Below are 24,646 nucleotides of genomic sequence, written 5' to 3' on the forward strand. Positions count from 1 at the left end.
TCAAGCATTCGGGCCCTCATAGGCCTGGACGATGCGGCCGACGATCGGATGGCGCACCACATCGGCGGCGGTGAACCACGAGAAGGAGATGCCTTCGACTCCCTCGAGCCGCTGGACCGCGTCGCGCAGACCGGAGGCGGGCGGGCCGCCGGGCAAGTCGACCTGATTGGGGTCGCCGCAGATCACCATCCGGCTGTTGGCACCGAAGCGGGTGAGGAACATCTTCATCTGCGCGGGGGTGGTGTTCTGCGCCTCGTCGAGGATGACGAAGGCGTCGGCCAAAGTACGGCCGCGCATGAACGCGATCGGCGCGATCTCGATCTCGCCCGAGGCGATCCGACGTTCGACCTGCTCGGCGGGCAGGCAATCGTAGAGCGCGTCGTAGATCGGGCGGAGATAGGGGTCGACCTTCTCCTTCATGTCGCCGGGCAGGAAGCCGAGCCGCTCGCCTGCCTCGACCGCCGGACGCGACAGGATCAGCCGCTGGACGCTGCCGGTGATCAGCTGCGCCACTGCCTGCGCCACGGCCAGATAGGTCTTGCCGGTGCCAGCCGGCCCGAGCGCGAAGATCATGTCGTTCGACATCAGCTCGCGCATGTAATGCGTCTGGGCGACCGAGCGCGGCACGATCGTCTTCTTGCGCGTGCGGATCATGATCGGCGGGGCGCCGCCGCCATTGCCGGCGGGGATGTCGGTCTTGACGATGCCCGTGAACATCGGCTCGGTCGACATCGCGATCACTGCGTCGATCAGCCCGGTATCGACGTCCTCGCCGCGGATCACTCGGCTGTGGAGTTCCTGGAGTACTTCGCGCGCATGGGCGACCGCTTCGGCGGAGCCCTCGATCACCACGCGCTGGCCGCGGGCATGAATATAGACACCCAGCCGCTCCTCGAGCGCGAGGATGTTGCTGTCATATTCGCCGAAAAGCTGCGGCAGAAGCTGGGGCTTGTCGAAATTGACTTCGGTGCGCGAGCGTTCCCCGGTCTGGGCTTGGACTGGCTTGCGGCTCATGCGGTCCTTTCAGGCGGGAAACGGTGGTCGAACGCAATGCCGGCGCGGTCCGCCGGCGGCAGGGTTGGAAGCGTAGAGATTGCGCGGCCTGAAGAGGCGAAACCGGAAGCGGTGCAAGTGGTTCCGTGGCGCATGAGTCCTGGTGAAGATGGCAGACGGAAACCCTCTTTGACAGAGGCAGGCGAGATACATGCCGAATAAAGTGCATGTGTGACCTCGCGACGACAGCGCCGCGGCACCGCCCCCCACTCAGGCCGCGTCGCGCAGGCGCTCCACACCCGCGAGCGAATTGGGATCGGCGCGGACGATGTCGACTTCGATCAGATCGCCGATCTGCGCGTCGGTCATCAGATGCACCGATTGCAGCCAGGGCGATTTGCCCAGCATCTGGCCGGGAAGCTTGCCCTTGCGCTCGATCAGGACCGTGCAGCGTTTGCCGAAGGTGGCCGCGTTGAACGCCGCCTGATCGCGCGCGATCGCGGCCTGGAGCCGCTGGAGACGTTCCACCATCACTTCTTCCGGTACGAAGCCGTCGGTCATCTCGGCCGCCGGCGTGCCGGGGCGCGGACTATATTTGAAGCTGAAGCTCGCGGCATAGCCGACTTCGTCGATCAGGCTCAGCGTGTCGGCGAAATCTGCCTCGGTCTCGCCGGGGAAGCCGACGATGAAGTCGCCCGACAGCGCGATGTCGGGCCGCGCGGCGCGGACGCGCTCGAGCAAAGCGAGGTAAGACGCGCGGCTATGCGAGCGGTTCATCGCCTTGAGGATGCGGTCGCTGCCCGCCTGCACGGGCAAGTGCAGATAGGGCATCAATTTCTCGACCTCTGCATGCGCGCGGATCAGGCCTTCGCGCATGTCGTTGGGGTGGCTGGTGGTGTAGCGGATGCGGTGGAGCCCCTCGACCCGGTCGAGCGCGCGGATCAGGCCGTGGAGGCCGCGGCCCTCGGCATCGTCCCACGCATTGACGTTCTGGCCGAGCAAGGTGATCTCGCGCGCGCCGGCATCGACCAAAGCCTTTGCCTCGTCGACGATCGCGTCGAACGGACGGCTGATCTCGGCGCCGCGGGTATAGGGCACGACGCAATAAGTGCAGAATTTGTCGCAGCCTTCCTGCACGGTGAGGAAGGCGGAGGGGCTGACCTTGCGTCGCGCCGGCAGTACGCCGAACTTGGCGGTGGCGGGCATGTCGGTGTCGACCGCGGCGGCGCCGGCGGCGGCCTGCGCAACGAGTCCGGGGAGGTTGTGATAGGCCTGCGGGCCGACCACGACGTCGACTTTGGCGCGCGCGACGATCTCGGCGCCTTCGGCCTGCGCGACGCAGCCGGCGACGGCGATTATCGGTGCCGGTCGATCGGCTTCGCGCGCGACTTTGCGCAGGCGGCCGATGTCCGAATAGACCTTCTCGGTCGCCCGCTCGCGGATATGGCAAGTGTTGAGCACGACGAGGTCGGCGGCATTGGCGTCGTCGGTGGCGGTCATGCCCTGCGCGGCCATCAGCTCGCCCATGCGCTCGCCGTCATAGACGTTCATCTGGCAGCCGAACGACTTGACGTGGAAGGTTTTGGGGGTCGGTTTCATTTGGAGCGGGCTATAGCTTCCGCCACGCAATCCGTCACCCCGGCCGAAGGGCCGGGGTGACGATCAAGAATTGGGCGAGGGTTTGTATCCGATCGCTTCCTCGGCAAACCGGAACGGGCGCAACGGGTGCCCCAGCGCCGCCACCAACGCCGCTTCGATCCGCCGCCGGCTTTCCGCGGCGATCGCCTTGCGGCCGGGGAAGTCGCCGGGGAAAAAGGGTTCGAGGAAGTGAACCCGGAGTTCGAAGCTGCCTTTGCGCGCGAGAATGCGGCGGGCGTTGTCGATTCCGCGCTCCTGGCCGATCCAGCCGATCTCTTCCCCGGCGTCGCCATAATCGAGCAGCACCGGCTGAACCATCACGCCGGGCGGCGGCGGCTCGAGCACGCGCAGCATCGGGGTCTTGAACGGCAGCAGCGACTTGCCGTCGGTGGTGGTGCCTTCGGGGAAGATCGTGATCGCCCAATTGTCGGCCAGCGCATCGCGCAACTGGTTGATCTGATCGGCGACGCCCAGCCGGTTCTCGCGCTTGACGTAGACGGTGCGGTTCATCCCCGCGAGCCAGCCGACCACCGGGGCGGTGCCGATCTCGGCCTTGGCGACGAACGCAGTGCCGCTCGCGCCGCCCAATGCGAGGATGTCGATCCAGCTGAGATGGTTGGAGACATAGAAGACGTCGCGGCGAAGCGGCGTACCGACCTTGACGACGCGTGCGCCGGCGATGCGCGCGGCGCGGCCGAGAAACCAGCGCGGCCAGGGCATGGGCAAACGCAGCAGCCGCCACAAATAGTACATCGGCACGTGGCTGAGCACCGCGAGCACCAGCAAAGCAACGCGGCTCCACATCCGCGCCTGTTCCGCGATCGTCAGTCTGGCGGCCACACCCGCGGCGGCCTCGGCGCGCCGCGCATCCACGATCAGATCTTCCGGTCGAGTGCCACGCCGTAGAGCTCCATGCGGTGATCGACGAGGCGGAAGCCCAGCCGCTCGGCGATCTGCTTCTGGAGCAGTTCGAGCTCAGGATCGACGAACTCGATCACCTTGCCCGATTCGACATCGATCAGATGGTCGTGATGCGCCTCGGGCGCAGGCTCGTAGCGCGCGCGGCCGTCGCCGAAATCGTGGCGATCGAGGATGCCGGCCTCTTCGAACAGCCGGACGGTGCGATAGACCGTGGCGATCGAAATGCCCGGATCGATCGCCGAGGCGCGCTCATAGACCTTTTCGACGTCGGGATGATCGTCGGCGTCGGATAAAACCCGCGCGATCACCTTGCGTTGCTCGGTGATGCGCAGTCCCTTGTCGTGACAGAGCTGCTCGAGATCGATTTTGCGCGGCATGGCGTCGATGTAACGGCAATGTGCGCGAGGGGGAAGAGGCAGCAGGACGCCGGCCGAAGCGATTGCTCCGGCCGGCGCGCCATCTCATGCCTTGCGGCGGGACTTCAGCGCTTGCGGCGCTGGGTGCCCAGACCGATCTTCTTGGCGAGCGTGCGGCGCTGCTCGGCATAGTTGGGAGCGACCATCGGATAGTCAGCGGGAAGATTCCACTTCGCGCGATACTGTTCCGGCGTCAGCTGATAGTGCGTCATCAAGTGACGCTTGAGCATCTTGAGCTTCTTGCCGTCTTCGAGGCAAACGATGAAGTCCGGCTTCACCGAAGAGCGAATCGAAACGGCGGGCTCCTGCTTTACTTCCGGTTCAACAACAGTACGGCCAAGGCCAGTCAAGGCGCCGTGTACATTCTGGATAAGCACCGGAAGATCGGAAACAGCAACGCTATTGTTGCTCACATGTGCCGCAACAATATCCGCGGTAAGCGTGATGAGTGTTTCCTGAATGTCAGCTGAACTGTCCATCTTATTTCCTTCGACCCATTTTGCGGTGACTATAGATGCCACCTGCGGCGGCCCTATCGGACCATATTAGACCGAAGGCAAGTCGTTAACCTTCAGTTACGAAAAAAATCAGCGAAGCTCGCGCGCATAGGTATGAGCGTCGAACGCCTGGCCCATCTTGCCTCTGTAATAGTTCTTGCGCTCGCCGACCTTCTCGAAACCTTCGCGACGGTATAGCCGGACGGCATCGTTTCCCGCGCGTACCTCGAGATGCAGTTGCGCGACTCCACGCGCCTGGGCTTCGGCGACTATCGCGCGGAGCAGCGCCCCGGCGACACCGCGGCGGCGCGCGGCGGGGCGAGTCGCCAGCAGCAGCAATTCGGCCTCGCCGGCGATCGCGCGGGCGAGCGCGAAGCCGACGTCCTGGCCATCGAAACTGGCGATCACCAGCCAGACTCCGGGGAGCGACAGCATGCCTAGGCACTGCGCGCTGGTCCATGCCTCGCCGAAGCGCGGGTCGAATGCCTCTTCCATGATGCGGCTGACTTCGATGAGGTCCTGCGCGCCGCCTTCGCGCAACTCGGTCAGGTTGAGCGTGCCGGTCATGCCAGGCCGCGCTCCGCCAGTGTCTTCGCGTCGGGCGCGCGGCCGTAGATCGGACGGGGAGGAAGGCTGGCGAGATCACTGGCGAGCAGCCGTGCGTCCTCCGCGCGAGGAAGCGCCTCGGTCAACGCACGGCCGGGATCGAGCGCGGCGAGATGACGGACTCCGCTGCCGATCGCGGGCCGCTGCCCCAGCGCGGCTAAAGCTGCCGCGGGAACCAGCGACTGCAACGGGCCTTCGGGCGTGAGCGGCGATGCCGTGAACGACTGCATGAAGACTTCACCGTGCCCGCCCTCGAGTATGGCGGCAAGTGCGGGACATTGCGGAGACTCCGCGAACCCGGTTGCGGCGAGCAAGGCGAGCGACGAATAGCCGTGAATCTCGGCCTGCCAGCCGATCGCGAGGCCAAGCGCCGCGGCGAGCCCGACGCGGACTCCGGTGAAGCTGCCGGGGCCGACATCGACGAGGATCCGCGGGGCGCGTCCCTGATCGGGCAAGGCCGCGATCATCGGGACGAGCCGCTCGGCATGGCCGCGCCCGACGACTTCGTGCGCGCTGGCGACAACTTCGCCGCCGCGCAGCAGGGCCACCGAACAGGCGGCGGTCGCGGTTTCGATGACGAGCGTCAGCAACGCGTCAGGCGATGCGATTGAACTGATCGAATTCGGGGCGGGGAAGCCGCCCGAAGATGGTGGAAGGGTCGCCATGGCCCAGCGTTGCAATGAAGTTCGACTTCAGATTGGGCTGGTCGCCGAAAAAGGCTTCGTCAACCTTGGCGTTGTCGAATCCCGACATGGGACCGGTATCGAAGCCCAAAGCACGCGCGGCGATCAGCAAATAGCCGCCCTGCAGCGTCGAATTGCGGAAGGCGTTGGCGTGGCGCATCGCGTCATCGGCGAACCAGTTCTTCGCATCGGAAACGTGCGGGAAGAGCCACGAAAGCTGTTCGTTGAATGCGAGATCCATCGCGATGATCACCGTCGCGGGCGCCTTGCGGATCTTGTCGGGATTGCTGGCGGTCGCGAGGTCGGCGAGCTTGTCCTTGCTCTCCTGACTCAGCAGCCAGACGAAGCGTGCCGACTGCTGATTGGCGGCGGTCGGCCCCATCTTGAGCAGATCGTAGATCCGCTGGATATCGGCCTGGGTGACCGGCTGGTCGGTATAGCCGTTATAAGTGCGTGCGGTACGGAAGATCGTATCCAGCCCCGCATCATCGAGGGGACGACCCATGGTTCAATCCTTTCGGTGGTGCGCGAAGCTAGATCGCGCGAACTTCGGTGACTTCGGGAACATAATATTTGAGCAATTGCTCGATGCCGTTCTTCAGCGTCGCCGTCGAGGACGGGCAGCCCGCGCAGGCGCCCTGCATCTGGAGATAGACCTTGCCGGCATCGAACCCGCGATAGACGATGTCGCCGCCGTCATTGGCGACCGCGGGGCGGATGCGGGTGTCGATCAGCTCGCGGATCTGCGCGACGATCTCGGCATCCTCGGGATTGTCGCCGAAATCGGCCGATTCGGGCGGGACCGAGAAACCCGCCGACCCGGCGTGGAACAACGGCATGTTGGCCGAGAAATGATCGAGCAGGATCGCCAGCACGTCGGGCTTGAGGTCGCGCCAGTCGACGCCGGGGCCGGCGGTGACCGAAATGAAGTCGCGCCCGAAGAAAACGCCGGTCACGTCGCCGAACGAAAACAGCGCGCTCGCGAGCGGCGACGCTTCGGCGTCCTCGGGCGTAGCGAAGTCGCGGGTGCCCGCGTCCATCACGGTGCGGCCGGGGAGGAATTTGAGCGTCGCCGGATTGGGCGTGGCTTCGGTCTCGATCAACATGGCTGGCATGTGGCGCCTGGCAGGCCCCGGATCAAGCGGGCGGCGGGAAACGAAAGGTTTCGCGGGAGAAAATCAGCTGCCCTGTTCGTCGTCTTGCTGCGTCGCGCTGCTCACGTTCGAATCATGGCCGCTTTTGTCGCTGAAGAAGGCGGCGGCGAACAGCCCGCATCCGAGCAGGGTCGACAGGAACACACCGCCGATCGCGGCGAGGATCGCCGAAGGATAGAGCGCGTCGTAGAGCGAGAGATACCAGAGCGCCCCGATGACCATCAGTACGCCGGCGAGTGCGATCCACACCAGCATCCGCCGAAACTCGCTCCAGGCCTGGGCATTATCGGTCAGCATGTCGAATTCCTGTGAGCACCAAGATGGTGGTGTAGCGCCTGCGGTTCAACGGTCGATTGGACGAATTGACCCACTCCTCCCATCGTCACCCCGGACCTGTTTCGGGGTCCGCCGCGCCGCAAGTGCCGGCAAAGAACTCTATCGCATCGCTCAGCCGCCTGGGGACCCCGAACAAGTCCGGGGTGACGAGAAAGACGGGAATAACCGCAGCCTTCCCGCAAAGCCGTACACCTGCGCGAAAGGTACCCGGTGGCAAGCGCGGGGTTTCGCCATTAGATGGGGATCCATGCTTCGTTTCCTGCGGTCGCCGCTCCTCGCCTCTTTCGCCCTCGTCACGCTCGCCCCGGCCCTGCCGGTGCACGCGCAGGTCGCCCCTCGGCCGGTCCAGACCGCCGAGGACCCCTGGCTCTACAAGGGCAGCGACCTCGTCCATGACGAAGAGTGGAAGTTCGGCCGGCTTTCGAACGGCGTGCGCTATGCCGTGCGCAAGAACGGCGTGCCCCCCGGCCAGGTCTCGGTACGCGTGCGGATCGATGCCGGCTCGCTCAACGAACAGGACAGCGAGCGCGGCTTCGCGCACCTTCTCGAGCATCTCTCGTTCCGCGGCTCGACTTTCGTTCCCGATGGGGAATCGAAGCGGATCTGGCAGCGGCTGGGCGTGACCTTCGGTTCGGATTCGAACGCGAGCACCACCTTCACCGAGACCGTCTACAAGCTCGATCTGCCGACCGCGACCGCCGCCGGGCTCGACGAGAGCTTCAAGATCCTCACCGGCATGCTGTCCGCCCCGGCGATCACCCAGGCCTCGCTCGATGCCGAGCGCCCGGTGGTGCTCGCCGAGGCGCGTGAGCAGCCGGGCGCGCAGGAGCGGATGCAGGACGCGATGCTCGGGCTGATGTTCGCCGGACAGCCGGTCGCCAATCGCAAGCCGATCGGCACCACCGCCGCGCTGACCGCGGCGACGCCTGCCGCAGTGAAGGCCTTCCACGACCGCTGGTACCGGCCCGACCGCGCCGTGGTGATCGTGATCGGCGATATGGAACCGGCGGTGCTCGAGACGCTGGTGCAGAAGCATTTCGCCACGTGGAAGGCGGACGGACCCAATCCGCCAAGTCCCGATTTCGGCAAACCGTCGGCCGAAGGCAACCCGGTCGCCGCGAGCATCGTCGAGCCGGCCGTGCCTCCGCTCGCGATGATGGCGATCGTCCGCCCGTGGACGGTGTTCAGCGATACCGTGATCTTCAACCAGAAGCGGATGATCGACCTCGTCGCAATCCGGATCATCAACCGGCGGCTCGAATCACGTGCGCGCTCGGGCGGCAGCTTCGTCGGTGCCGGTGCGGATCTGAGCGACGTCGCACGCTCGGCCAACGTCACCACGGTCAACGTCATGCCGGTGGGCGCGGACTGGGAGACGGCGCTGCGCGACGTGCGCGGTGTGATCGCCGACGCCCAGACCACTGCGCCGGGCCAGCCCGAAATCGACCGCGAGCTCGCCGAGATCGAATCGTCGATGAAGCAGCGGATCTCGACCGCGCCGGTCGAAGCCGGCGCCAAGCTCGCCGACGATCTGGTCGAAGCAGTCGACATCAACGAGACGGTGACGACGCCCGAGGCTTCGTACGACATTTTCAAGGCGGCCGTCGCGGCGAAGATGTTCACGCCCCAGACAGTGCAGGCCGCGGCAAAGCGGGTGTTCGAGGGCACTGCGGTCCGCGCATTGGTCAACACGCACACACCGGATCCGCAGCTGATGACCAAGGTCACCGCGGCGTTGCAGGCCGATGTCGTCGCCAATGGCGGCAAGCGCCGGGCGCTCGGCAATGTCAGCTTCGCCCAGCTGCCGAAGCTCGGCACGCCGGGCAAGATGGTCAGCCGCACGCCGTTGTTGCCCGAGCTCGAGATCGAGAAAGTGGTGTTCGCCAACGGCGTCAATCTGCTGATGCGAAAGGATTCTTCCGAAGTCGGCAAGGTCTATGTCAATGTCCGCTTCGGACGCGGGCTCAATGATCTGCCGGCCCGGCCGAGCCCGGGCTGGGCCGGCGAGATGGCCTTGGTCGCCGGCGGCGTGGGCAAGCTTGGTCAGGAAGAGCTCGATGCGCTGATCGGCAAGCGCCAGATCGGCTTCGACTTCGACGTCGCCGGCGACGCGTTCCGCTTCAACGGGCAGACCAACAAGGAAGATCTGCCCGATCAGCTGCGGCTGTTCGCGGCGAAGCTGGTGGCGCCGGCATGGGATCCCAATCCGGTGATCCGCGCCAAGACCGCGGTGCTCTCCGGCTATGCCGGACTGTCCTCGTCGCCCGACGCAGTGCTCGGCCGCGATCTCGAGAAATTGCTCCATTCGGGCGATCCGCGCTGGGGCATCGCCGATCGCCAGACGATCGAGGCGACGACGCCGGCGAGCTTCCGCAAGCTTTGGGAGCCCTTGCTCGCCACCGGACCGATCGAAGTCGAAGTGTTCGGCGACATGGATTCGGATGCGACGATCAAGGCCGTCGCGGAAACCTTCGGCGCGCTCAAGCCGCGCCCGGCGAGCAAGACGCCCGTGCCTGTGGTCGCCTTCCCCGCGCATGCCGACAAGCCGGTCGTCCGCACCCATAGCGGCAAGGCCGATCAGGCGGCGGCAGTGATCGCGTGGCCGACCGGCGCGGGTAGCGCGGGAATCACCGAGAGCCGCAAGCTCGAAGTGCTCGCAGCGATCTTCCGCGATCGGATGATCGATCAGCTGCGCAGTCAGGCGGGGATCAGCTATTCGCCCAACGTCGCCAGCCAATGGCCGCTCGGCATGGAATCGGGCGGCAAGCTGATCGCATTGGGCATGGTGCCGCCCGACAAGACCGAGTTCTTCTTCAAGCTCGCGCGCGGGATCGCTGCCGATCTGATCGCCAAACCGGTCGACGCCGACGAACTCAACCGCGCACTGACTCCGATCAAGCAGATGCTGATCCGCCAATCGAGCGGCAACATGTTCTGGATGCGGCTGGTCGAGGGCGGGGCGTTCGATCCGGCGCGGGTCGCGGCGGTCGAGACGCTGGCGCGCGACGTGGCGACGACCTCGCCCGCCGAGGTGCAGGCGCTCGCCCAGAAGTATCTGCGGCCCGACCGGGACTGGACGATGGTGGTGGTGCCCGGGCCTGACGCGCAAGCGGGGGGCTGAATAAACTCCCCTCCCTGAAGGGAGGGGAGTTCGGGCGCTCAGTACAGCGCGTCGAGCCGTTCTCCGTACACCTGCTTCAGCACGTGCCGGCGGATCTTGAGGCTTGGCGTCAATTGCTCGTTCTCGATCGTGAACGGCGCGTCGGCGATGATGAATTTGCGGACGCGCTCGGTCACCGACAGGTCTCGGTTGACTCGCTCGACTGCGGCGCCGACCGCCGCCTTGTAATCGGGATCGTGCGACAATTCCCGGAAATGGCAGCGCGTGGCGGTGTGCGCACACCATTCGGCGGTCCATTCGGGATCGGGGACGATCACCGCGGTCATGTACGGTCGCTTGTCGCCGGCGATCATCGCCTGGACGATCTCGGGCTGGAGGGTGAGCATCCCCTCCACTTTTTGCGGCGCGACATTGTCGCCCTTGTCGTTGACGATGATGTCCTTCTTGCGATCGGTGATCTTGATCCTGCCCTTGTCGTCGATCACGCCGATGTCGCCGCTGTGGAGCCAGCCGTTCTTGAGAACCCGCGCGGTCTCTTCCTCGTTGCGCCAATAGCCGTGCATGACCAGCTCGCCGCGGACGAGGATCTCGCCGTCCTCGGCGATCCTGACCTCGACGTCGGGCAGCGGCGGGCCGACCGAATCGTGCCTGAGCCCGGCCTTGGGGCGATTGCACGAGATCACCGGCGCCGCCTCGGTCTGGCCATAGCCCTGCAGGAAGGTCAGCCCGATCGAGTCGAAGAAGATGCCGACTTCGGGATTGAGCGGCGCGCCGCCCGATACCATCGCCTTGATCCGCCCGCCGAAGCGCTTCGAGATCTTGGGCAGCAAGGTCGCCTTGAGCAGCAGGTTCATCGGCGTGTCGAGCAGGCTGGTGGTGCCCGCGGCGCGCTTGCCGCCGAGATAGACGGCGCGGTCGAGCAGCATGTTGGCGAACCTGCCCTGCTTCTCGATCTGCTTGGTGATCCGGGTGCGCAGCACTTCGAACAATCGCGGCACCACCACCATGATCGTCGGGCGGACCTCCTCGATGTTCGAGGCGAGCTTCTCGAGACCTTCGGAATAATAGATTTCGGCGCCGAGCCCGATCGGGAAAAATTGCCCGCCGCTATGCTCATAGGCGTGGCTGAGCGGCAGGAACGAGAGGAATACCTCGTCCTCCCAGCCGAAATCCTCCGAGATGATCGTGCAGCAGCCGGCGACATTGTGGAGGATCGCGCCGTGATGCTGCATCACGCCGCGCGGGCTTCCGCCGGTGCCGCTGGTATAGATGATGCAGGCGAGTTCCTCGCGCTTGAACGAGGCGCGGGCAACGACCGTCTCCGGATCGGCGGGGTGCTTCGCGATCAGATCCTTCCAGTCGTGGAAGTCCATCGTTCCCGATTGGCCGGCCCGGACCTCGTCGATCCCGATCACCATCCGCGCCGAGGACGATCGGATCGCCGCCGGAAGCAGGGTCTTGGCGAGCTTGGTGTTCGAAACGACTATCGCGCAGGCGCCCGAATTCTCGATGATATGCTGGTGATCGCGCTCGGTATTGGTGGTGTAGGTCGGCACGGTGACGCAGCCGGCGGCCATGATCGCGAGGTCGGTGATGCAGAATTCGGGGCGGTTCTCGGAGACCAGCATCACCCGGTCCCCGGGCTTGAGCCCCAGCGCCTGCAGCGCGGTGGCGAGGCTGGCGACCTGGCGCGCGGCCTCGGCCCAGCTGGTCGGCTGCCACGCGCCGCCAGTCTTGTGCCAGAGGAACGGCTTGTCGCCCTTCTCGCGCGCCCGCGTGAAGAACATCTGGACCAAATTGTCGAACCGCTCGAGTTTTCGCATCGCTCTCCCCTTGAGCACCGCTTTGGCGGCGTCCCGTTTATTCCGACGGGCGGCTCGGCACCGCGCCGAAGCGCTTTATCTCCGGCACGCGCCCGTCCTGGTGCATCGCCACGCCTTCGCTGCGCGGATCGGCGGCACCGGCCCAGCGGCCGCCCACACGCTCGATCGCATTTGCCTTGAGCCCGAGCGGGGCAGCCTGAACCTTTTCGCCCAATGCCTGCAGCGCCGGGATCATCGCCTCGCGCTCGGTGCCCTTCTCCACCATCGCGACCGGGCCGGGCGCATAGACCAGCCCCAGCGCGACTGCGTCCTGCGCGCTCAGTTTCCAGTCGACCACGCCGATGATCGCTTTCGATACCTGCGCGATGATCGTCGATCCGCCCGCGGCACCGACCGCGAGGCGGACCGCGCCGTCGGGGCCGTAGACGATCGTCGGCGCCATCGAGCTGCGCGGGCGCTTGCCGCCCTCGACCCGGTTGGCGACGAGATACCCGTCTCTCTCCGGCACGATGTCGAAATCGGTGAGTTCGTTGTTGAGCATCGTCCCGTCGACCGACAGGCCTGAGCCGAACGGGCTCTCGATCGTCGTGGTCACCTGCGCGACATTGCCCGCACCGTCGGCGACCGAGAGCGAGGTCGTGCCGGGGACTTCGCTATTGGGCGCGCGGACCCGCGGCGGGGCGCCGGGCGGGGTGCCCGCGGCGATGGTCGCCATGCTGCCGGTCGCGCTGATCAGCGCCGAGCGGCGGGCGATGTACTTCGAGTCGAGTAGGCCCTTGAGCGGGATCCGCACATAATCGGGGTCGCCGAGATACATGTCGCGATCGGCGTAGGCGAGCCGCGACGACTCGGCGAAGAGGTGCCACGCGACCGGCGAGTCCTTGCCCAGCTTCGCCATGTCGAAGCGCTCGAGCTGCTTAAGGATCATCAGCACGGCGAGGCCGCCGGAGGAAGGCGGTCCCATCGAGCAGATCTTGTGGCGGCGATAGCTGCCGCACAGGACCGGGCGTTCCTTCGCTTCATAGGCGGCAAGGTCGCCGAGCGTCATCTTCGACGGATTGCGCGCCGCATTGTTGACCGTCGCGACCAGCTTCGCCGCCTGCGGGCCGACATAGAAGCTGTCGGGTCCCAGCCTCGCGATGCGCGCGAGCAAATCGGCCTGTAGGGGATTGCGGACCGTGTCGAGCGGCTTGCCGGCAGCATCGTAGAAGATCGCGCGGATTCCGGCATCGCCGTGGCGGAAGCGTCCGAGTGCGCCTTTCGAACGCGGCGACACCGCAAAACCCTCGCGCGCCAGCCGGATCGCGGGTTCGAACAAGGCTGCCCAAGGCAGCTTGCCGCCGCGGCGATGCGCCAGCGCCATCGCGCGCAGCGTGCCGGGCACGCCGACGCTGCGCCCGCCGGGAACGGCGTCGCGAATGCCGAGCGGCTTGCCGTCGGCGTAGAACCAGCGCGAATCGGCGGCCATCGGCGCGGCCTCGCGGCCGTCGACCGTCGTGGTCGCCTTCCGCTTGGCATCATATTGCACGAAGAACGCGCCGCCGCCGATCCCGGCGCTCTGCGGCTCGACGACGTTCAATGCCAGCATCGTCGCGATCGCCGCGTCGGTCGCCGATCCGCCCTTGCGCAGGATTTCCACCCCCGCGGCGGCGGCGCGCGGGTCGGCGGCGCTGACGATCCCCTGCGCCGATGCGGCGAAGGGCAGGAACAGGGCAACCAGCAGCGCGACCATTGTTTTCATAGAGCCAGCCGTAGCCCGCTTTGGCGTGCCGGCAAAGACGCTACGTCAGAGGTTTGCGGCCAGACCGCGGACGATCGCGCGGGCCAGTCCCGGGCCGCGATAGACGAGAGCGCTGTAGATCTGGACGAGCACCGCCCCGGCATCGAGCCGCCTTTTGGCTTCGTCGGCGCTGTGGATCCCGCCGGCCGAAATCAACGGCAGCGCGTCGCCGCTTGCCGCGCGTGCCTCGACCAGCTTGGCGGCGGCGAGTTCGCGCAAGGGCGCGCCGGAGAGGCCGCCGGTTTCGCCCGAAAGCGGCGAGTGCAGCCCCGACGGACGCGAGATCGTGGTGTTCGAGACGATAAGCGCGTCGATCCGGTTGTCGATCGCGGCGCGCACCGCGCCGTCGATCCCGGCGCGATCGAGGTCGGGGGCGATCTTGAGAAACAGCGGGGTGCCGCCCCGCGCGGCGTGGCAGGCGGCGAGCAATTCGTCGAGCGCCGGACGCGACTGGAGATCGCGCAAGCCCGGAGTGTTGGGCGAGCTGACGTTGATCGTGATGTAATCGGCATGCGGCGCGGCCTTGCGCACGCCCTCGGCATAATCGGCGACTCGATCCACAGAATCCTTGTTCGCGCCGACATTGATCCCGAGCACCCCGGCGCGGCGCGGTAGCTTCGCGATTCGCGCCAGCGCGGCGTCGATCCCCTGATTGTTGAACCCCATCCGGTTGATCACGGCTTCGTCCTCGACGAGACGGAACAGCCGCGGCTTGGGATTGCCGAGCTGCGGGCGGGGCGTGAGCGTCCCCACCTCGACTGCGCCGAAGCCGAGTCCGAACAGCCCCGCGACTGCCTCGGCGTTCTTGTCGAGGCCCGCTGCGAGCCCCACCCGGTTGGGGAAGTCGATTCCCGCTACCCGCACCGCGGAGGATGCATCCGATCCGGAGCGACTCGAGAAGGGGGTGCCGAGGCTGCCCCAGACGCGGAGCGCCGCGATTGTCGCGTGATGCGCATTCTCTGCGTCGAGGGAGAATAGTGCGGAACGGAGCGGATAGGACATGCCGAACGCCTTCGCATCGAGCGGCGCGCGCGTCAAAAATCGTGCGATGTCGAATCCGTCCAATACGTAGTCCTACGGGTGGGCTAATCAGATTTTGCGACCCGAGGGGTTTCCGCTTCAACGGGGGGAACCCTTTCCACTGGCCCGGCCGGGTAACACCGGCCGGGCCACTTTTATCTGCGCGCGCCGCCGGTTATAGGTACGAGCGAGACACAGATTCGGGGAACCGGGGGGCTCGGGTCGTACATGCGGGGCGCAACCACAAGTAATTCCATCGTCGCGGAGGCGCATGCGCGTTCCGACGGCCATGTCGTACGTTCGTCCGGACCGACGATCGCGCTGAAGCGCGCCAAGGGACGGCTGCTCCCCCATGTCGAATCCTATTATCTGTTCCGCTGGGACGGTGAAGGCGAGCTCGAACGCTCCGAACGGATCGATCTCGGGCATATCCGCTTCCTGATCCACGGCGAGGGGGAGATGACCTTCCCCGACGGCCATATCGAGGCACTGAAGCCGATCATGGTGGCCGGCCCCGGCACCGCCGCCGCGACCTACCGGATGCGCGGCCCGGTGCTCTGCTTCGGCGTGGTGCTGCGTGCGATCGGCTGGAAAGCGTTGATCGGCATCCCCGCGCACAAGGTCACCGATCACATCATCGACGGCGAGAAATTGTTCTGCGAGCGCGCGCCGCGGCTGCTCGAGCAATTGCGCGACATGACCCAGCTCGACGAGATGATCTCGGCGATCGCGCCCCAGCTGATCATGCGGCAGGAGGAAGTGAAGCCGGTTCCCGACGCGCATTTCCCGTTCCTCGAGGCGGTGCGCGAATGGGCGGCGAGCGAGGATCCGACGATCGATGCGCTCTATGCCACGATCGAGGTGACTTCCGGGCTCGGTGAGCGCCAGGTCCAGCGGCTGTGCCTCGAATATTTCGGCGGGCCGCCGACCAAGCTCAAGCGCAAGTTCCGCGCGATCCGCGCCGCGATGCAGATCTTCCAGGGCGCGCCGATCTCCGACGTGGTCGGCCCGTTTGCCGATCAGTCGCACATGATCAACGAGGTCAAGCACTTCACCGGACACACCCCGACCACTCTGCGCGGTAACGTCGATCCGGCGCTCGCGCTGACGCTGCAGAACGAAGGATTTCACTTCCTGCCCGAAGTCTTCCCCGAACCGGTTGACCTTCGCGCCGCTTGATACCATCTGCAATCGGACAGAATCATTCCGATTGAAGTCCGTCGCGCTTTTGCGCAGAGGGCTAGCAGAGAGCAGATGCGTCTTTCGAGCCTTGCCGATTATGCCGTAGTGATGATGGCCGCCGCCGCGCGCCATTGCGGCGCGTCGTGCCGGCTGAACGCGACTCTGCTCGCCGGGGAGACCGGGCTGCCGCTGCCGACGGTGCAGAAGCTGGTGAGCAAGCTCTCGGCGGCCGGGCTGATCGAAAGCGCGCGCGGCACCGGCGGCGGCTTCCGCCTGTCGCGCCCGCCCGCGGCGATCACGGTCGCCGACATCGTCGAGGCGATCGAGGGACCGATCGCGCTGACGACCTGCGTCGACAGCGGTCGCCACGATTGCGCGGTCGAGGGAACCTGCCGGGTCAGGCCGCACTGGAACGCAGTCAACGGCGCCGTTAAGGGCGCGCTCGCGGGGGTTTCTCTCGCGCAACTCTCCAGCTCTCCGGCACCGGCCGGGACCCTGCAGCCGGAACCTCGTCAGGTTCCGGCCTTTGCCGGGGAACAGGTGTAATATGGCTACCAGGAACGCCGAGGCGCTTGCCGCCGCGAACAAGAAATATGAATGGGGCTTCGCCTCGGACGTCGAACAGGAGTTCGCGCCCAAGGGGTTGAGCGAGGATACCGTTCGCTTCATCTCGGCCAAGAAGAATGAGCCCGAATGGATGCTCGAATGGCGTTTGAAGGCGTTCCGCATCTGGCAGGAGATGGAGCTTCCGCTATGGGCGAAGCTGCAGATCCCGCACATCGACTATCAGGACGCCTATTATTACGCCGAGCCCAAGGCGAAGAAGACGATCGGCAGCCTCGACGAGCTCGATCCGGAGATTCTGCGCGTCTATGAGAAGCTCGGCATCCCGATCGAGGAGCAGAAGGTCCTCGCCGGGGTCGAGGGTGCGCGCAAGATCGCAGTCGACGCGGTGTTCGACAGCGTCTCGGTCGCGACCACTTTCCGCAAGGAACTGGAGGAAGCGGGCGTCATCTTCCGCTCGATCTCCGAGGCGATCCGCGAATATCCCGAGTTGATCCGCAAATGGCTCGGCAAGGTCGTACCGGTGCGCGACAATTTCTTCTCGGCATTGAATGCGGCGGTTTTTTCCGACGGCACCTTTGTCTACATCCCCGAGGGCGTGCGCTGCCCGATGGAGCTCAGCACCTATTTCCGGATCAATGCCGAGAATACCGGCCAGTTCGAACGCACGCTGATCGTCGCCGACAAGGGGGCATATGTCTCCTATCTCGAAGGCTGCACCGCGCCGATGCGCGACGAGAACCAGCTCCATGCGGCGGTGGTCGAACTGGTCGCGCTCGACGATGCCGAGATCAAATATTCGACCGTGCAGAACTGGTATCCCGGTGACGAGAACGGGCTCGGCGGCATCTTCAACTTCGTCACCAAGCGCGCGCTCTGCGCAGGCAAGAACTCGAAGGTCAGCTGGACCCAGGTCGAGACCGGCAGCGCGATCACGTGGAAATATCCTTCCTGCATCCTGCAGGGCGACGGATCGGTCGGCGAATTCTATTCGGTCGCGGTGACCAACGGCCGCCAGCAGGCCGATACCGGCACCAAGATGCTCCACATCGGCAAGAACACGCGGTCCACGATCGTCTCGAAGGGCATTTCGGCGGGGCGGAGCGACAACACCTATCGCGGCAAGGTGCTGGTCAATGCCGGCGCCGAGAATGTCCGCAACTTCACCCAGTGCGACAGCCTGTTGCTCGGCGACCAGTGCGGCGCACACACCGTGCCCTATATCGAGGTCAAGAATCCCACCGCCCAGATCGAGCACGAGGCGACCACTTCGAAGATCAGCGAAGACCAGATGTTCTACGCGATGCAGCGCGGGCTCGATTCCGAGGCCGCGGTCGCGCTGATCGTCAACGGCTTCGCGCGCGAAGTGCTCAAGCAGCTCCCGATGGAATTCGCGGTCGAGGCGCAGAAGCTGCTGGGGATCTCGCTGGAGGGGAGCGTGGGGTGACCAAGCTCGAACTCGCAGAGATGCTTGAGCGCTTCATCGGCGATACGCCCGGTTGTGGCGAATGGGAGTGGGACGACTTCACTTCGGTAAGAGCTACGCCTGAGTTGGAGCCGTTTCGACAACAGCTTCTGCAACAAGGCGACGGCATGTTCGATCTCCCCGCCATTCGCGAGATCATCGCGGAATTGAAAGGCGCTCGGGAACAGCACGCGCTATGATCCCCTTCGCCTTGCTCCTTCTAGCGCAGGACCTGCCTGCTGCGCCGCCCGCCGCCGACGAGGTCGAAGGCGAGGAGATCGTCGTGCGCGCGACCTTTGGACACACCACGATGCTGTTCGACAAGGGCGCCGACGGCAAGCTGCGCAATTGCCGGATCATGGTGTCGAGCGGCAGCCAGAAGCGCGACACCAATGCCTGCCAGGCGACGCCGATCTGCTTCGCGAAGACCGCCGACGAAGTGACCGATTGCCGTGAATTGGGGCCGCTCGAAATGGCGATGGCGCCGACGCCGGGCGCATTGCGGCCCGTCGCCACCGCAGTGCCGCAGACCTTTGTCCTGCCCAATCTACGCGATCCCGGCCCCTCGCTCGCCGATGGCCAGGCGGGACCGCTGGGGCTCACCGAGCCGAGCCGCGAGACCGAGCGCCAGCGAGTCAAATTGCCGCCGCTGCCCAAACCGCCTTCGGATGGGCCGGTGATTCGCCTCGGGCCGGCGAAGGAGCTCGGCGAATGAGCACCGCGCGCAGTCAGCACCCGGCAAGCATCTTCCGGGCAGAGCGTTTGAAGGGGCGAGTGTTCGCGCCCTTGGGAGTATCGGAATGACGTTCGGAATATTGCTCGCGCTCGCCGTCCAGGCGGCCGGCGGCGTCGCCGTCGACAGCGTGCCGCAGATCGGCATCGCCACGCGCCACGCCCGCTGCATCGTCCGCCAGGTCGGCGTCGCCCCGGCCGAGGCTGCCGCGCGCGCTGCCAAGGTGGGCGACGCGATCAAAGGGTGCCGCGCGTTCGTCGAGAGCGACTATGCGCAGGGCCGGATCCTGCTCGGCGATCGTCCGGTCAACAAGCGTTGGTGGGGCCGGATGGAAGCTATCCTCGACGCGGTCGAGGCCGATGTCGCCGCGGCGATCGTCCAGCCCAAGCAATACAAGATCATCTGGGAACTGCCCGAAGGCGGCCGGGTCGACGCGTATAACGCGCCCGAGCCGCTCAAGACGATCAAGCTGCTGACGGTGCCGTTATGAGCCTGTTGCTCGCCGCCCTGCTGATGGCGCCGGCGGTGCAGGATGTGCCGCAGCCGCCGGAGGAGGAAATCGTGGTCACCGCGCGGCTGCGTGCGCTCGACGTCCATCTCCAGCTCGACCGCAAGAAGCGCATTCGCTCGTGCTCGATCGCCCGCACCAGCGGCGATAGCGGGTTCGATCGCACCGCGTGCGAGGCGACGGTCGCCTGCGCACGCACCGGAATCAACGAAGCGGCGGCGATGCGCGCCTGCGTGCGGCCGCAGCTGCTCGCATATGCGCGCACCCGGCTCGGGGAAGAACAGGAATAATGCTCAACATCACCGACCTGCGCGCCGAAATCGACGGCAAGGAAATTCTCAAGGGGCTCAGCCTCACCGTGAATGCGGGCGAAGTGCACGCGATCATGGGGCCGAACGGCGCCGGCAAGTCGACCCTCGGCTATGTGCTCGGCGGCCGGCCGGGCTATGACGCGACCGGCGGGAGCGTGACCTTCGGAGGCGCCGATCTGCTCGAAATGAGTGCGCATGCGCGCGCCGCGGCGGGGCTGTTTCTCGGTTTCCAATATCCGGTCGAGATTCCGGGCATTTCGAACGTCCAGTTCCTGCGCGAGGCGCTCAATTCGCAGCGTCGTGCCCGCGGCGAGGCGCCGCTCTCCGGGGGCGAGTTCCTCAAGCTCGCGCGCGCCCAGGCCGATGCGCTCGGCATGGATCAGGAAATGCTCAAGCGTCCGGTCAATGTCGGTTTCTCGGGCGGCGAGAAGAAACGCAACGAGATGGTCCAGATGGGCATCATCGCCCCGAAGCTGGCGATCCTCGACGAGACCGATTCCGGGCTCGACATCGACGCGCTCAAGGCAGTGGGCGAGGGGATCAACCGGATCATGCGCGCGCCCGACAAGGCGGTGCTGCTGATCACCCATTATCAGCGCCTGCTCGATTACGTGCAGCCCGATTTCGTCCATGTGCTCGAAGCCGGGCGTATCACCCGCACCGGCGGCCCCGAACTCGCGCATGCGCTCGAGCGCGAAGGCTATGGAGTCGTGGCGGCGTGACCGTCCTCGAACTTCCCTCGCCCCGCCTCGAGGAGTGGCGCTGGGCGGATATGGCTGCGCTGCGTGCCGCCGCCGATGCCGAGCCGCGCGACGCGGACGTCAGGCCTGCCGATCTCTTCCTCGATATCGAGGGTCCCCGTCTGTTGTTCGTCGACGGCGTGTTCGAGCCTGCGCATAGCCGCCCCGGACCGGTGAAGATCGCGCGTTTCGTGCCCGACACGGCGCATCCGCTCGGCAGCATGGCCGAGGGCGAGGGCTGGGTGCTCACGCTCGACGCGCAGGCGGCGGTAACCGGCGTCCAGATTGTCCATCTCGGTTCGGGCGGCGAGAGCCATGTGCCCGCGCGGATCGTGCTGGCCGAGGACGCGGTCGCCTCGGTGGTCGAGACCTATGCCGGCGCGGGCTGGGCCAATCGGACCAGCCGGATGACGCTTGCCCGCGGCGCTCGGCTGATGCGTTCGGTGCGGCTGCTCCAGGCCGAGGGTTTCGTCTCGATCCGCGACGAGGCCGAGGTCGGCGAAGCGGCGAGTCTGACTTCGATCTTCCTCGGCGCCGGCGGGATGGGCAGCCGGATCGACGGTGCCCTGACGCTCACCGGCAAGGGCGCGTTCGCCGAGATGGGCGGCGCCCTGCTCGCGGGCACCCAGCGCCAGGAAGCTGCGGTCACGGTGCGGCACGAGGCGATCGAAGGCACTTCGCGGCAATTGTGGCGCGCAGTGGCGGCGAACCGTTCGGTGGCGAGCCTTGCCGCCCGGGTCGAAGTCGCGCGCGGCGCGCAGCAGACCGATGGCGAGCAGTCGCTGCGCGGGCTGCTGCTCGATCGCGGGGCGACAGTGAATTTGAAGCCCGAGCTCGAGATTTTCGCCGACGATGTGAAGTGCGCGCACGGCGCGACGGTGGGCGAACTCGACAAGCGCGCGCTGTTCTATCTCGAAAGCCGCGGTATCCCCGAACCGCGCGCCAAGGCGCTGCTGACGCGCGCCTTCGTCGCCGACGCCTTGTCGCGGATCGGCGAGGACGCGGTGCGCGAGGCATTCGAGGCGGATGCGGACAAGTGGCTGGAGACCGCGTTGTGAGCGTCGTTGCCGACACCCGCCCGCTCGATCTGCTCGCCGATTTCCCGGCGATTCCGACCGGCTGGGCCTATCTCGACACCGCTGCGACGGCGCAAAAGCCCAGGCCGGTGCTCGACGCGATCGCCCGCGGCTATGGCGAAACCTACGCCACCGTGCATCGCGGGGTCTATCAGCGTTCGGCCGACATGACGCTGGCGTTCGAGGCGTCGCGCACCCGGGTGGCGACATTCATCGGCGGCAAGCCCGAGGAGATCATCTTCGTCCGCGGCGCGACCGAGGGGATCAACCTCGTCGCACAATGCTGGGCGGGGACGCAGCTGAAGGCCGGTGACCGCATCCTGCTCTCGACGCTCGAGCATCATTCGAACATCGTGCCGTGGCAGATGGTCGCAGAACGCGTCGGCGCCGCGATCGACGTAATCCCGCTCACCGCCGATCATCGTATCGATCTCGACGCAATGGCGGCGATGATCACGCCGGCGCACAAGCTCGTCGCGCTGGCGCATGTCTCGAACGTGCTCGGCTCGGTGCTCGACGCGAAGCGGGCGACCGAAATCGCGCATTCGGTGGGCGCGAAGATCCTGCTCGACGGCTGCCAGGCAGTGCCGCGGCTGCCGGTGGACGTCGCCGGGATCGGCTGCGACTTCTATGTCTTCTCGGGCCACAAGCTCTACGGACCCACCGGGATCGGGGTGCTGTGGGGCCGTTACGACCTGCTCGACGCGATGCCGCCCTGGCAGGGCGGCGGCTCGATGATCGATCGGGTCACGTTCGAACGCACCACCTATGCGCCGCCGCCGGGCCGTTTCGAGGCGGGGACGCCGCACATCGTCGGTGTAGTCGGGCTGCACGCGGCGGTCGACTATGTCGCGGGCATCGGACTGGAGCGTATCTATGCGCACGAGACGGCCCTGGTGCGCGCGGCGCGTGACGCGCTGACGCAGGTCAACAGCGTCCGCCTGTTCGGCCCCGACGACAGCGCCGGGATCGTCAGCTTCGCAGTCGAGGGGGTGCATCCGCACGACGTCGCCACCATCTTGGACGAAGGCAATGTCGCGATCCGCGCGGGGCATCATTGCGCGCAGCCGCTGATGGATGCGCTGGGCGTCTCGGCGACCGCGCGGGCGAGCTTCGGGGTTTACAATGGAGCGGCCGACATCGCCGCTTTGGTCAAGGGTATCGAACGAGTGACGAGGATCTTCGGGTGAACGAGGAACGCAAGATCGCAGTGGAAGAGGTCGACGCCGTCGAGACGCCGCCCAAGGCGCGGGTCGAGGAGGTCCATGAGACGTTCGAGCGCAAGCGCGACTATCTCGCCGGCTTCCTGTCGCAAAAGCCCGAGCCGCATCCGGCGGGTGAGCCCGGCGGCGACCTCTATGAGTCGGTGATCACCGCGCTCAAGGAAATCTACGATCCCGAAATCCCGGTGAACATCTACGATCTCGGGCTGATCTACGGCGTCGACATTACCGCCGACGGCCATGCCTCGGTGCAGATGACGCTGACCACGCCGCATTGCCCGGTAGCCGAATCGATGCCCGGCGAAGTCGAATTGCGCGTCGGATCGGTGCCCGGGATCGGCCATGCCGAAGTCAATCTGGTCTGGGATCCGCCCTGGGACCCGCAGAAGATGACCGACGACGCCAAGCTCGAACTGGGGATGCTGTGATGGCCACGCTCCGCACGCGCCCCGCCGCGCTCAACCTCACCGAACGTGCGCATGCCCGCATCGCCGAACTGATGGCCAAGGCCCCGGAGGGTACCGTCGGAGTCAAGCTCTCCACGCCGCGGCGGGGCTGTTCGGGGCTGGCTTATTCGGTCGACTATGTCAGCGAGGCCAAGCCGTTCGACGAGAAGATCGAGACCCCCGGCGGCACCTTTTTCGTCGATGGCGCCTCGGTGCTCTATCTGGTCGGATCGACGATGGACTGGGTCGAGGACGATTTCACTGCAGGCTTCGTCTTCGAGAATCCGAATGCCAAGGGCAGCTGCGGCTGCGGCGAGAGCTTCACCGTCTAGGCGGCCAGCCGCCCGCGCATCCCGGCGGCCATCTCCGTATAGGATTGCGCCTCGTCTTCGATGCCGAGAGTCTCGTAGAACATTGCGAGGTTCTGCGCGGCGAGATGGCTGCCGCAGCCCTCGACCGACCCGTCGAGGTCGGGGCGCTCGCCGATTTCGAGACAGCGCTTCCACGCCCCTTCGACGATCGGCAGCAATTCGCCCATCGCGATCGCCGGGTTGCGGCTGGCATATTCGAGATAGAGGTCGGCGACTGCGAAGTAGAAATCGGGCGAGCGCTGCCAATGGGCGTGCTCGGCGTCGGCGAATGCCAGCGCCTCATCGAACCGTTCGGCGCGCTTGAGCGCCTGCAGCGCGGCGACGACCACGCCGTGGCGCCATGCCGCGTCGGGCGCGCTGGTGCGATGCGCAGAGAGCAGCGCATCGGCCGCCGCATCGGCGTTGCCGCGCACGAGATGCTCGCGGCCGAGCTGGAACCAAAAATAGGAATCATCGGGATTGGCGTCCAGCTCGGCGCGCAGCAGCGCTTCGTTGCGCCCGGCCTTGCGCGCGAGCTGCGCGTCTTCGAACCCGTCGTGGCGCAGCGCGAGCGGCAGCACTGTCATTGGCAAAGGCAAAGGCGAGACCGGCTGCTCGTGGATTCGCCCTTCATAGCGAACTCCGCGCGGCAGGATCCGCGGGATGAATTTGCGCGCCGCCGGCTGGTCCGGCCCGGCCTGATTGACGATCCTGACACCGCCGATGAAGCGCGCCGGAGCGGGGGCAGGGGGCAGTGTCTGGCTGCCGAGTGCGGCCACGTCGCCTTCGAGCCACTCGTCGGCGTCGAGGATCAAATTCCAGTCGGCGTCCGAGAAAGCCAGTGCGGCATTGCGCGCCGCGGAAAAATCGTCGCACCACGTAAAGTGATGGACCGTCGCGCCGCACCGCTCGGCGATCGCCACCGTGTCGTCGGTCGATCCAGTGTCGAGCACGATCATCACGTCGACATGCTGCCGCACGCTATCGATGCAGCGCGCGATGCAGCGCGCCTCGTTCCGCACGATCATGACGAGCGCCAATCGGGGCATGGTTGGACAAT

27 protein-coding genes are annotated in these 24,646 nt (G+C 66.2%); 13 read left to right on the forward strand and 14 right to left on the reverse strand.

Annotation, left to right across the window (positions count from 1 at the left end; all coding sequences use genetic code 11):
• The 10 genes from CVN68_RS17790 to CVN68_RS17835 all read right to left on the reverse strand — a co-directional run bounded on the left by CVN68_RS17790 (window position 1) and on the right by CVN68_RS17835 (window position 7,205).
• Complete coding sequence (locus tag CVN68_RS17790; RefSeq protein ID WP_100283383.1) at window positions 1-1,014, reverse strand: PhoH family protein; 1,014 nt, start codon at window positions 1,012-1,014, stop codon at window positions 1-3.
• A gap of 249 nt (window positions 1,015-1,263) precedes the next feature.
• Window positions 1,264-2,544 carry a tRNA (N6-isopentenyl adenosine(37)-C2)-methylthiotransferase MiaB gene (gene miaB, locus CVN68_RS17795; RefSeq protein ID WP_233503733.1) on the reverse strand — a complete coding sequence of 427 codons (1,281 nt, stop codon included), beginning with the start codon at window positions 2,542-2,544 and terminating at the stop codon, window positions 1,264-1,266.
• Between the two features lie 111 nt (window positions 2,545-2,655).
• Window positions 2,656-3,435, reverse strand: a complete 780-nt coding sequence (locus tag CVN68_RS17800; RefSeq protein ID WP_100284503.1) for a lysophospholipid acyltransferase family protein — start codon at window positions 3,433-3,435, stop codon at window positions 2,656-2,658.
• A gap of 71 nt (window positions 3,436-3,506) precedes the next feature.
• Window positions 3,507-3,929, reverse strand: a complete 423-nt coding sequence (locus CVN68_RS17805; RefSeq protein ID WP_100283385.1) for a Fur family transcriptional regulator — start codon at window positions 3,927-3,929, stop codon at window positions 3,507-3,509.
• Window positions 3,930-4,033: 104 nt separating this feature from the next.
• Window positions 4,034-4,447, reverse strand: coding sequence for a MucR family transcriptional regulator (locus CVN68_RS17810; RefSeq protein ID WP_100283386.1), 414 nt, complete (start codon window positions 4,445-4,447; stop codon window positions 4,034-4,036).
• 108 nt (window positions 4,448-4,555) lie between these two features.
• Window positions 4,556-5,032, reverse strand: coding sequence for a GNAT family N-acetyltransferase (locus CVN68_RS17815; RefSeq protein ID WP_100283387.1), 477 nt, complete (start codon window positions 5,030-5,032; stop codon window positions 4,556-4,558).
• A complete protein-coding gene (tsaB, locus tag CVN68_RS17820) occupies window positions 5,029-5,661 on the reverse strand; it encodes a tRNA (adenosine(37)-N6)-threonylcarbamoyltransferase complex dimerization subunit type 1 TsaB (RefSeq protein WP_100283388.1) in 633 nt (210 codons plus the stop codon). Before tsaB ends, CVN68_RS17815 begins: the two co-directional genes overlap by 4 nt.
• 4 nt (window positions 5,662-5,665) lie before the next feature.
• On the reverse strand, window positions 5,666-6,259 hold the full coding sequence (locus CVN68_RS17825; RefSeq protein WP_100283389.1) for a malonic semialdehyde reductase: 594 nt from the start codon (window positions 6,257-6,259) through the stop codon (window positions 5,666-5,668).
• Between the two features lie 28 nt (window positions 6,260-6,287).
• Window positions 6,288-6,860 (reverse strand): NifU family protein, encoded by a 573-nt coding sequence (locus CVN68_RS17830; RefSeq protein WP_100283390.1) that lies wholly within the window; start codon window positions 6,858-6,860, stop codon window positions 6,288-6,290.
• A gap of 72 nt (window positions 6,861-6,932) precedes the next feature.
• A complete protein-coding gene (locus CVN68_RS17835; protein ID WP_233503416.1) occupies window positions 6,933-7,205 on the reverse strand; it encodes a hypothetical protein in 273 nt (90 codons plus the stop codon).
• A 286-nt stretch (window positions 7,206-7,491) separates the two neighbouring features.
• Here CVN68_RS17835 and CVN68_RS17840 point away from each other — a divergent pair, with 286 nt between their 5' ends.
• A complete protein-coding gene (locus CVN68_RS17840) occupies window positions 7,492-10,365 on the forward strand; it encodes a M16 family metallopeptidase (protein ID WP_100283391.1) in 2,874 nt (957 codons plus the stop codon).
• A 38-nt stretch (window positions 10,366-10,403) separates the two neighbouring features.
• Here the strand turns inward: CVN68_RS17840 and CVN68_RS17845 are convergent, their stop codons facing one another.
• The 3 genes from CVN68_RS17845 to CVN68_RS17855 are packed head-to-tail and all read right to left on the reverse strand — an operon-like array spanning window position 10,404 to window position 14,970.
• Window positions 10,404-12,188, reverse strand: a complete 1,785-nt coding sequence (locus CVN68_RS17845) for an AMP-dependent synthetase/ligase (RefSeq protein ID WP_100283392.1) — start codon at window positions 12,186-12,188, stop codon at window positions 10,404-10,406.
• Window positions 12,189-12,225: 37 nt separating this feature from the next.
• Complete coding sequence (locus CVN68_RS17850; RefSeq protein WP_100283393.1) at window positions 12,226-13,929, reverse strand: gamma-glutamyltransferase family protein; 1,704 nt, start codon at window positions 13,927-13,929, stop codon at window positions 12,226-12,228.
• Between the two features lie 45 nt (window positions 13,930-13,974).
• Window positions 13,975-14,970 carry a quinone-dependent dihydroorotate dehydrogenase gene (locus CVN68_RS17855; RefSeq protein ID WP_100284505.1) on the reverse strand — a complete coding sequence of 332 codons (996 nt, stop codon included), beginning with the start codon at window positions 14,968-14,970 and terminating at the stop codon, window positions 13,975-13,977.
• Window positions 14,971-15,216: 246 nt separating this feature from the next.
• On the opposite strand from CVN68_RS17855, the gene CVN68_RS17860 reads away from it, so the two are divergent.
• From CVN68_RS17860 to CVN68_RS17915, 12 genes are all read left to right on the forward strand, one after another.
• Window positions 15,217-16,167 carry a helix-turn-helix domain-containing protein gene (locus CVN68_RS17860; protein WP_100283394.1) on the forward strand — a complete coding sequence of 317 codons (951 nt, stop codon included), beginning with the start codon at window positions 15,217-15,219 and terminating at the stop codon, window positions 16,165-16,167.
• Between the two features lie 75 nt (window positions 16,168-16,242).
• Window positions 16,243-16,716: an SUF system Fe-S cluster assembly regulator gene (locus CVN68_RS17865; RefSeq protein WP_100283395.1), complete on the forward strand. Its 474-nt coding sequence runs from the start codon at window positions 16,243-16,245 to the stop codon at window positions 16,714-16,716.
• A gap of 1 nt (window position 16,717) precedes the next feature.
• Window positions 16,718-18,181 carry a Fe-S cluster assembly protein SufB gene (gene sufB / locus CVN68_RS17870; protein WP_100283396.1) on the forward strand — a complete coding sequence of 488 codons (1,464 nt, stop codon included), beginning with the start codon at window positions 16,718-16,720 and terminating at the stop codon, window positions 18,179-18,181.
• Window positions 18,178-18,399: a hypothetical protein gene (locus tag CVN68_RS17875; protein WP_100283397.1), complete on the forward strand. Its 222-nt coding sequence runs from the start codon at window positions 18,178-18,180 to the stop codon at window positions 18,397-18,399. The genes sufB and CVN68_RS17875 overlap by 4 nt, the downstream gene beginning before the upstream one ends.
• Complete coding sequence (locus tag CVN68_RS17880; protein ID WP_100283398.1) at window positions 18,396-18,914, forward strand: hypothetical protein; 519 nt, start codon at window positions 18,396-18,398, stop codon at window positions 18,912-18,914. The genes CVN68_RS17875 and CVN68_RS17880 overlap by 4 nt, the downstream gene beginning before the upstream one ends.
• A gap of 85 nt (window positions 18,915-18,999) precedes the next feature.
• Window positions 19,000-19,422 (forward strand): hypothetical protein, encoded by a 423-nt coding sequence (locus tag CVN68_RS17885; RefSeq protein WP_100283399.1) that lies wholly within the window; start codon window positions 19,000-19,002, stop codon window positions 19,420-19,422.
• Entirely contained in the window at window positions 19,419-19,730 is a 312-nt protein-coding gene (locus tag CVN68_RS17890; RefSeq protein WP_100283400.1) for a hypothetical protein, read from the forward strand. Before CVN68_RS17885 ends, CVN68_RS17890 begins: the two co-directional genes overlap by 4 nt.
• On the forward strand, window positions 19,730-20,473 hold the full coding sequence (gene sufC, locus CVN68_RS17895) for a Fe-S cluster assembly ATPase SufC (protein ID WP_100283401.1): 744 nt from the start codon (window positions 19,730-19,732) through the stop codon (window positions 20,471-20,473). Before CVN68_RS17890 ends, sufC begins: the two co-directional genes overlap by 1 nt.
• A complete protein-coding gene (locus tag CVN68_RS17900) occupies window positions 20,470-21,549 on the forward strand; it encodes a SufD family Fe-S cluster assembly protein (RefSeq protein WP_199560122.1) in 1,080 nt (359 codons plus the stop codon). Before sufC ends, CVN68_RS17900 begins: the two co-directional genes overlap by 4 nt.
• Complete coding sequence (locus CVN68_RS17905; protein WP_100283402.1) at window positions 21,546-22,757, forward strand: cysteine desulfurase; 1,212 nt, start codon at window positions 21,546-21,548, stop codon at window positions 22,755-22,757. Before CVN68_RS17900 ends, CVN68_RS17905 begins: the two co-directional genes overlap by 4 nt.
• Window positions 22,754-23,218 (forward strand): SUF system Fe-S cluster assembly protein, encoded by a 465-nt coding sequence (locus tag CVN68_RS17910; RefSeq protein WP_100283403.1) that lies wholly within the window; start codon window positions 22,754-22,756, stop codon window positions 23,216-23,218. Before CVN68_RS17905 ends, CVN68_RS17910 begins: the two co-directional genes overlap by 4 nt.
• Window positions 23,218-23,568, forward strand: a complete 351-nt coding sequence (locus CVN68_RS17915; RefSeq protein WP_100283404.1) for a HesB/IscA family protein — start codon at window positions 23,218-23,220, stop codon at window positions 23,566-23,568. The genes CVN68_RS17910 and CVN68_RS17915 overlap by 1 nt, the downstream gene beginning before the upstream one ends.
• Here CVN68_RS17915 and CVN68_RS17920 read toward each other — a convergent pair.
• Window positions 23,565-24,635, reverse strand: a complete 1,071-nt coding sequence (locus CVN68_RS17920) for a glycosyltransferase family 2 protein (protein ID WP_100283405.1) — start codon at window positions 24,633-24,635, stop codon at window positions 23,565-23,567. The genes CVN68_RS17915 and CVN68_RS17920 overlap by 4 nt on opposite strands.
• Window positions 24,636-24,646 lie beyond the last annotated feature (11 nt).

It is taken from the genome of Sphingomonas psychrotolerans (assembly GCF_002796605.1).
In the GTDB taxonomy this organism is placed as follows: domain Bacteria; phylum Pseudomonadota; class Alphaproteobacteria; order Sphingomonadales; family Sphingomonadaceae; genus Sphingomonas; species Sphingomonas psychrotolerans.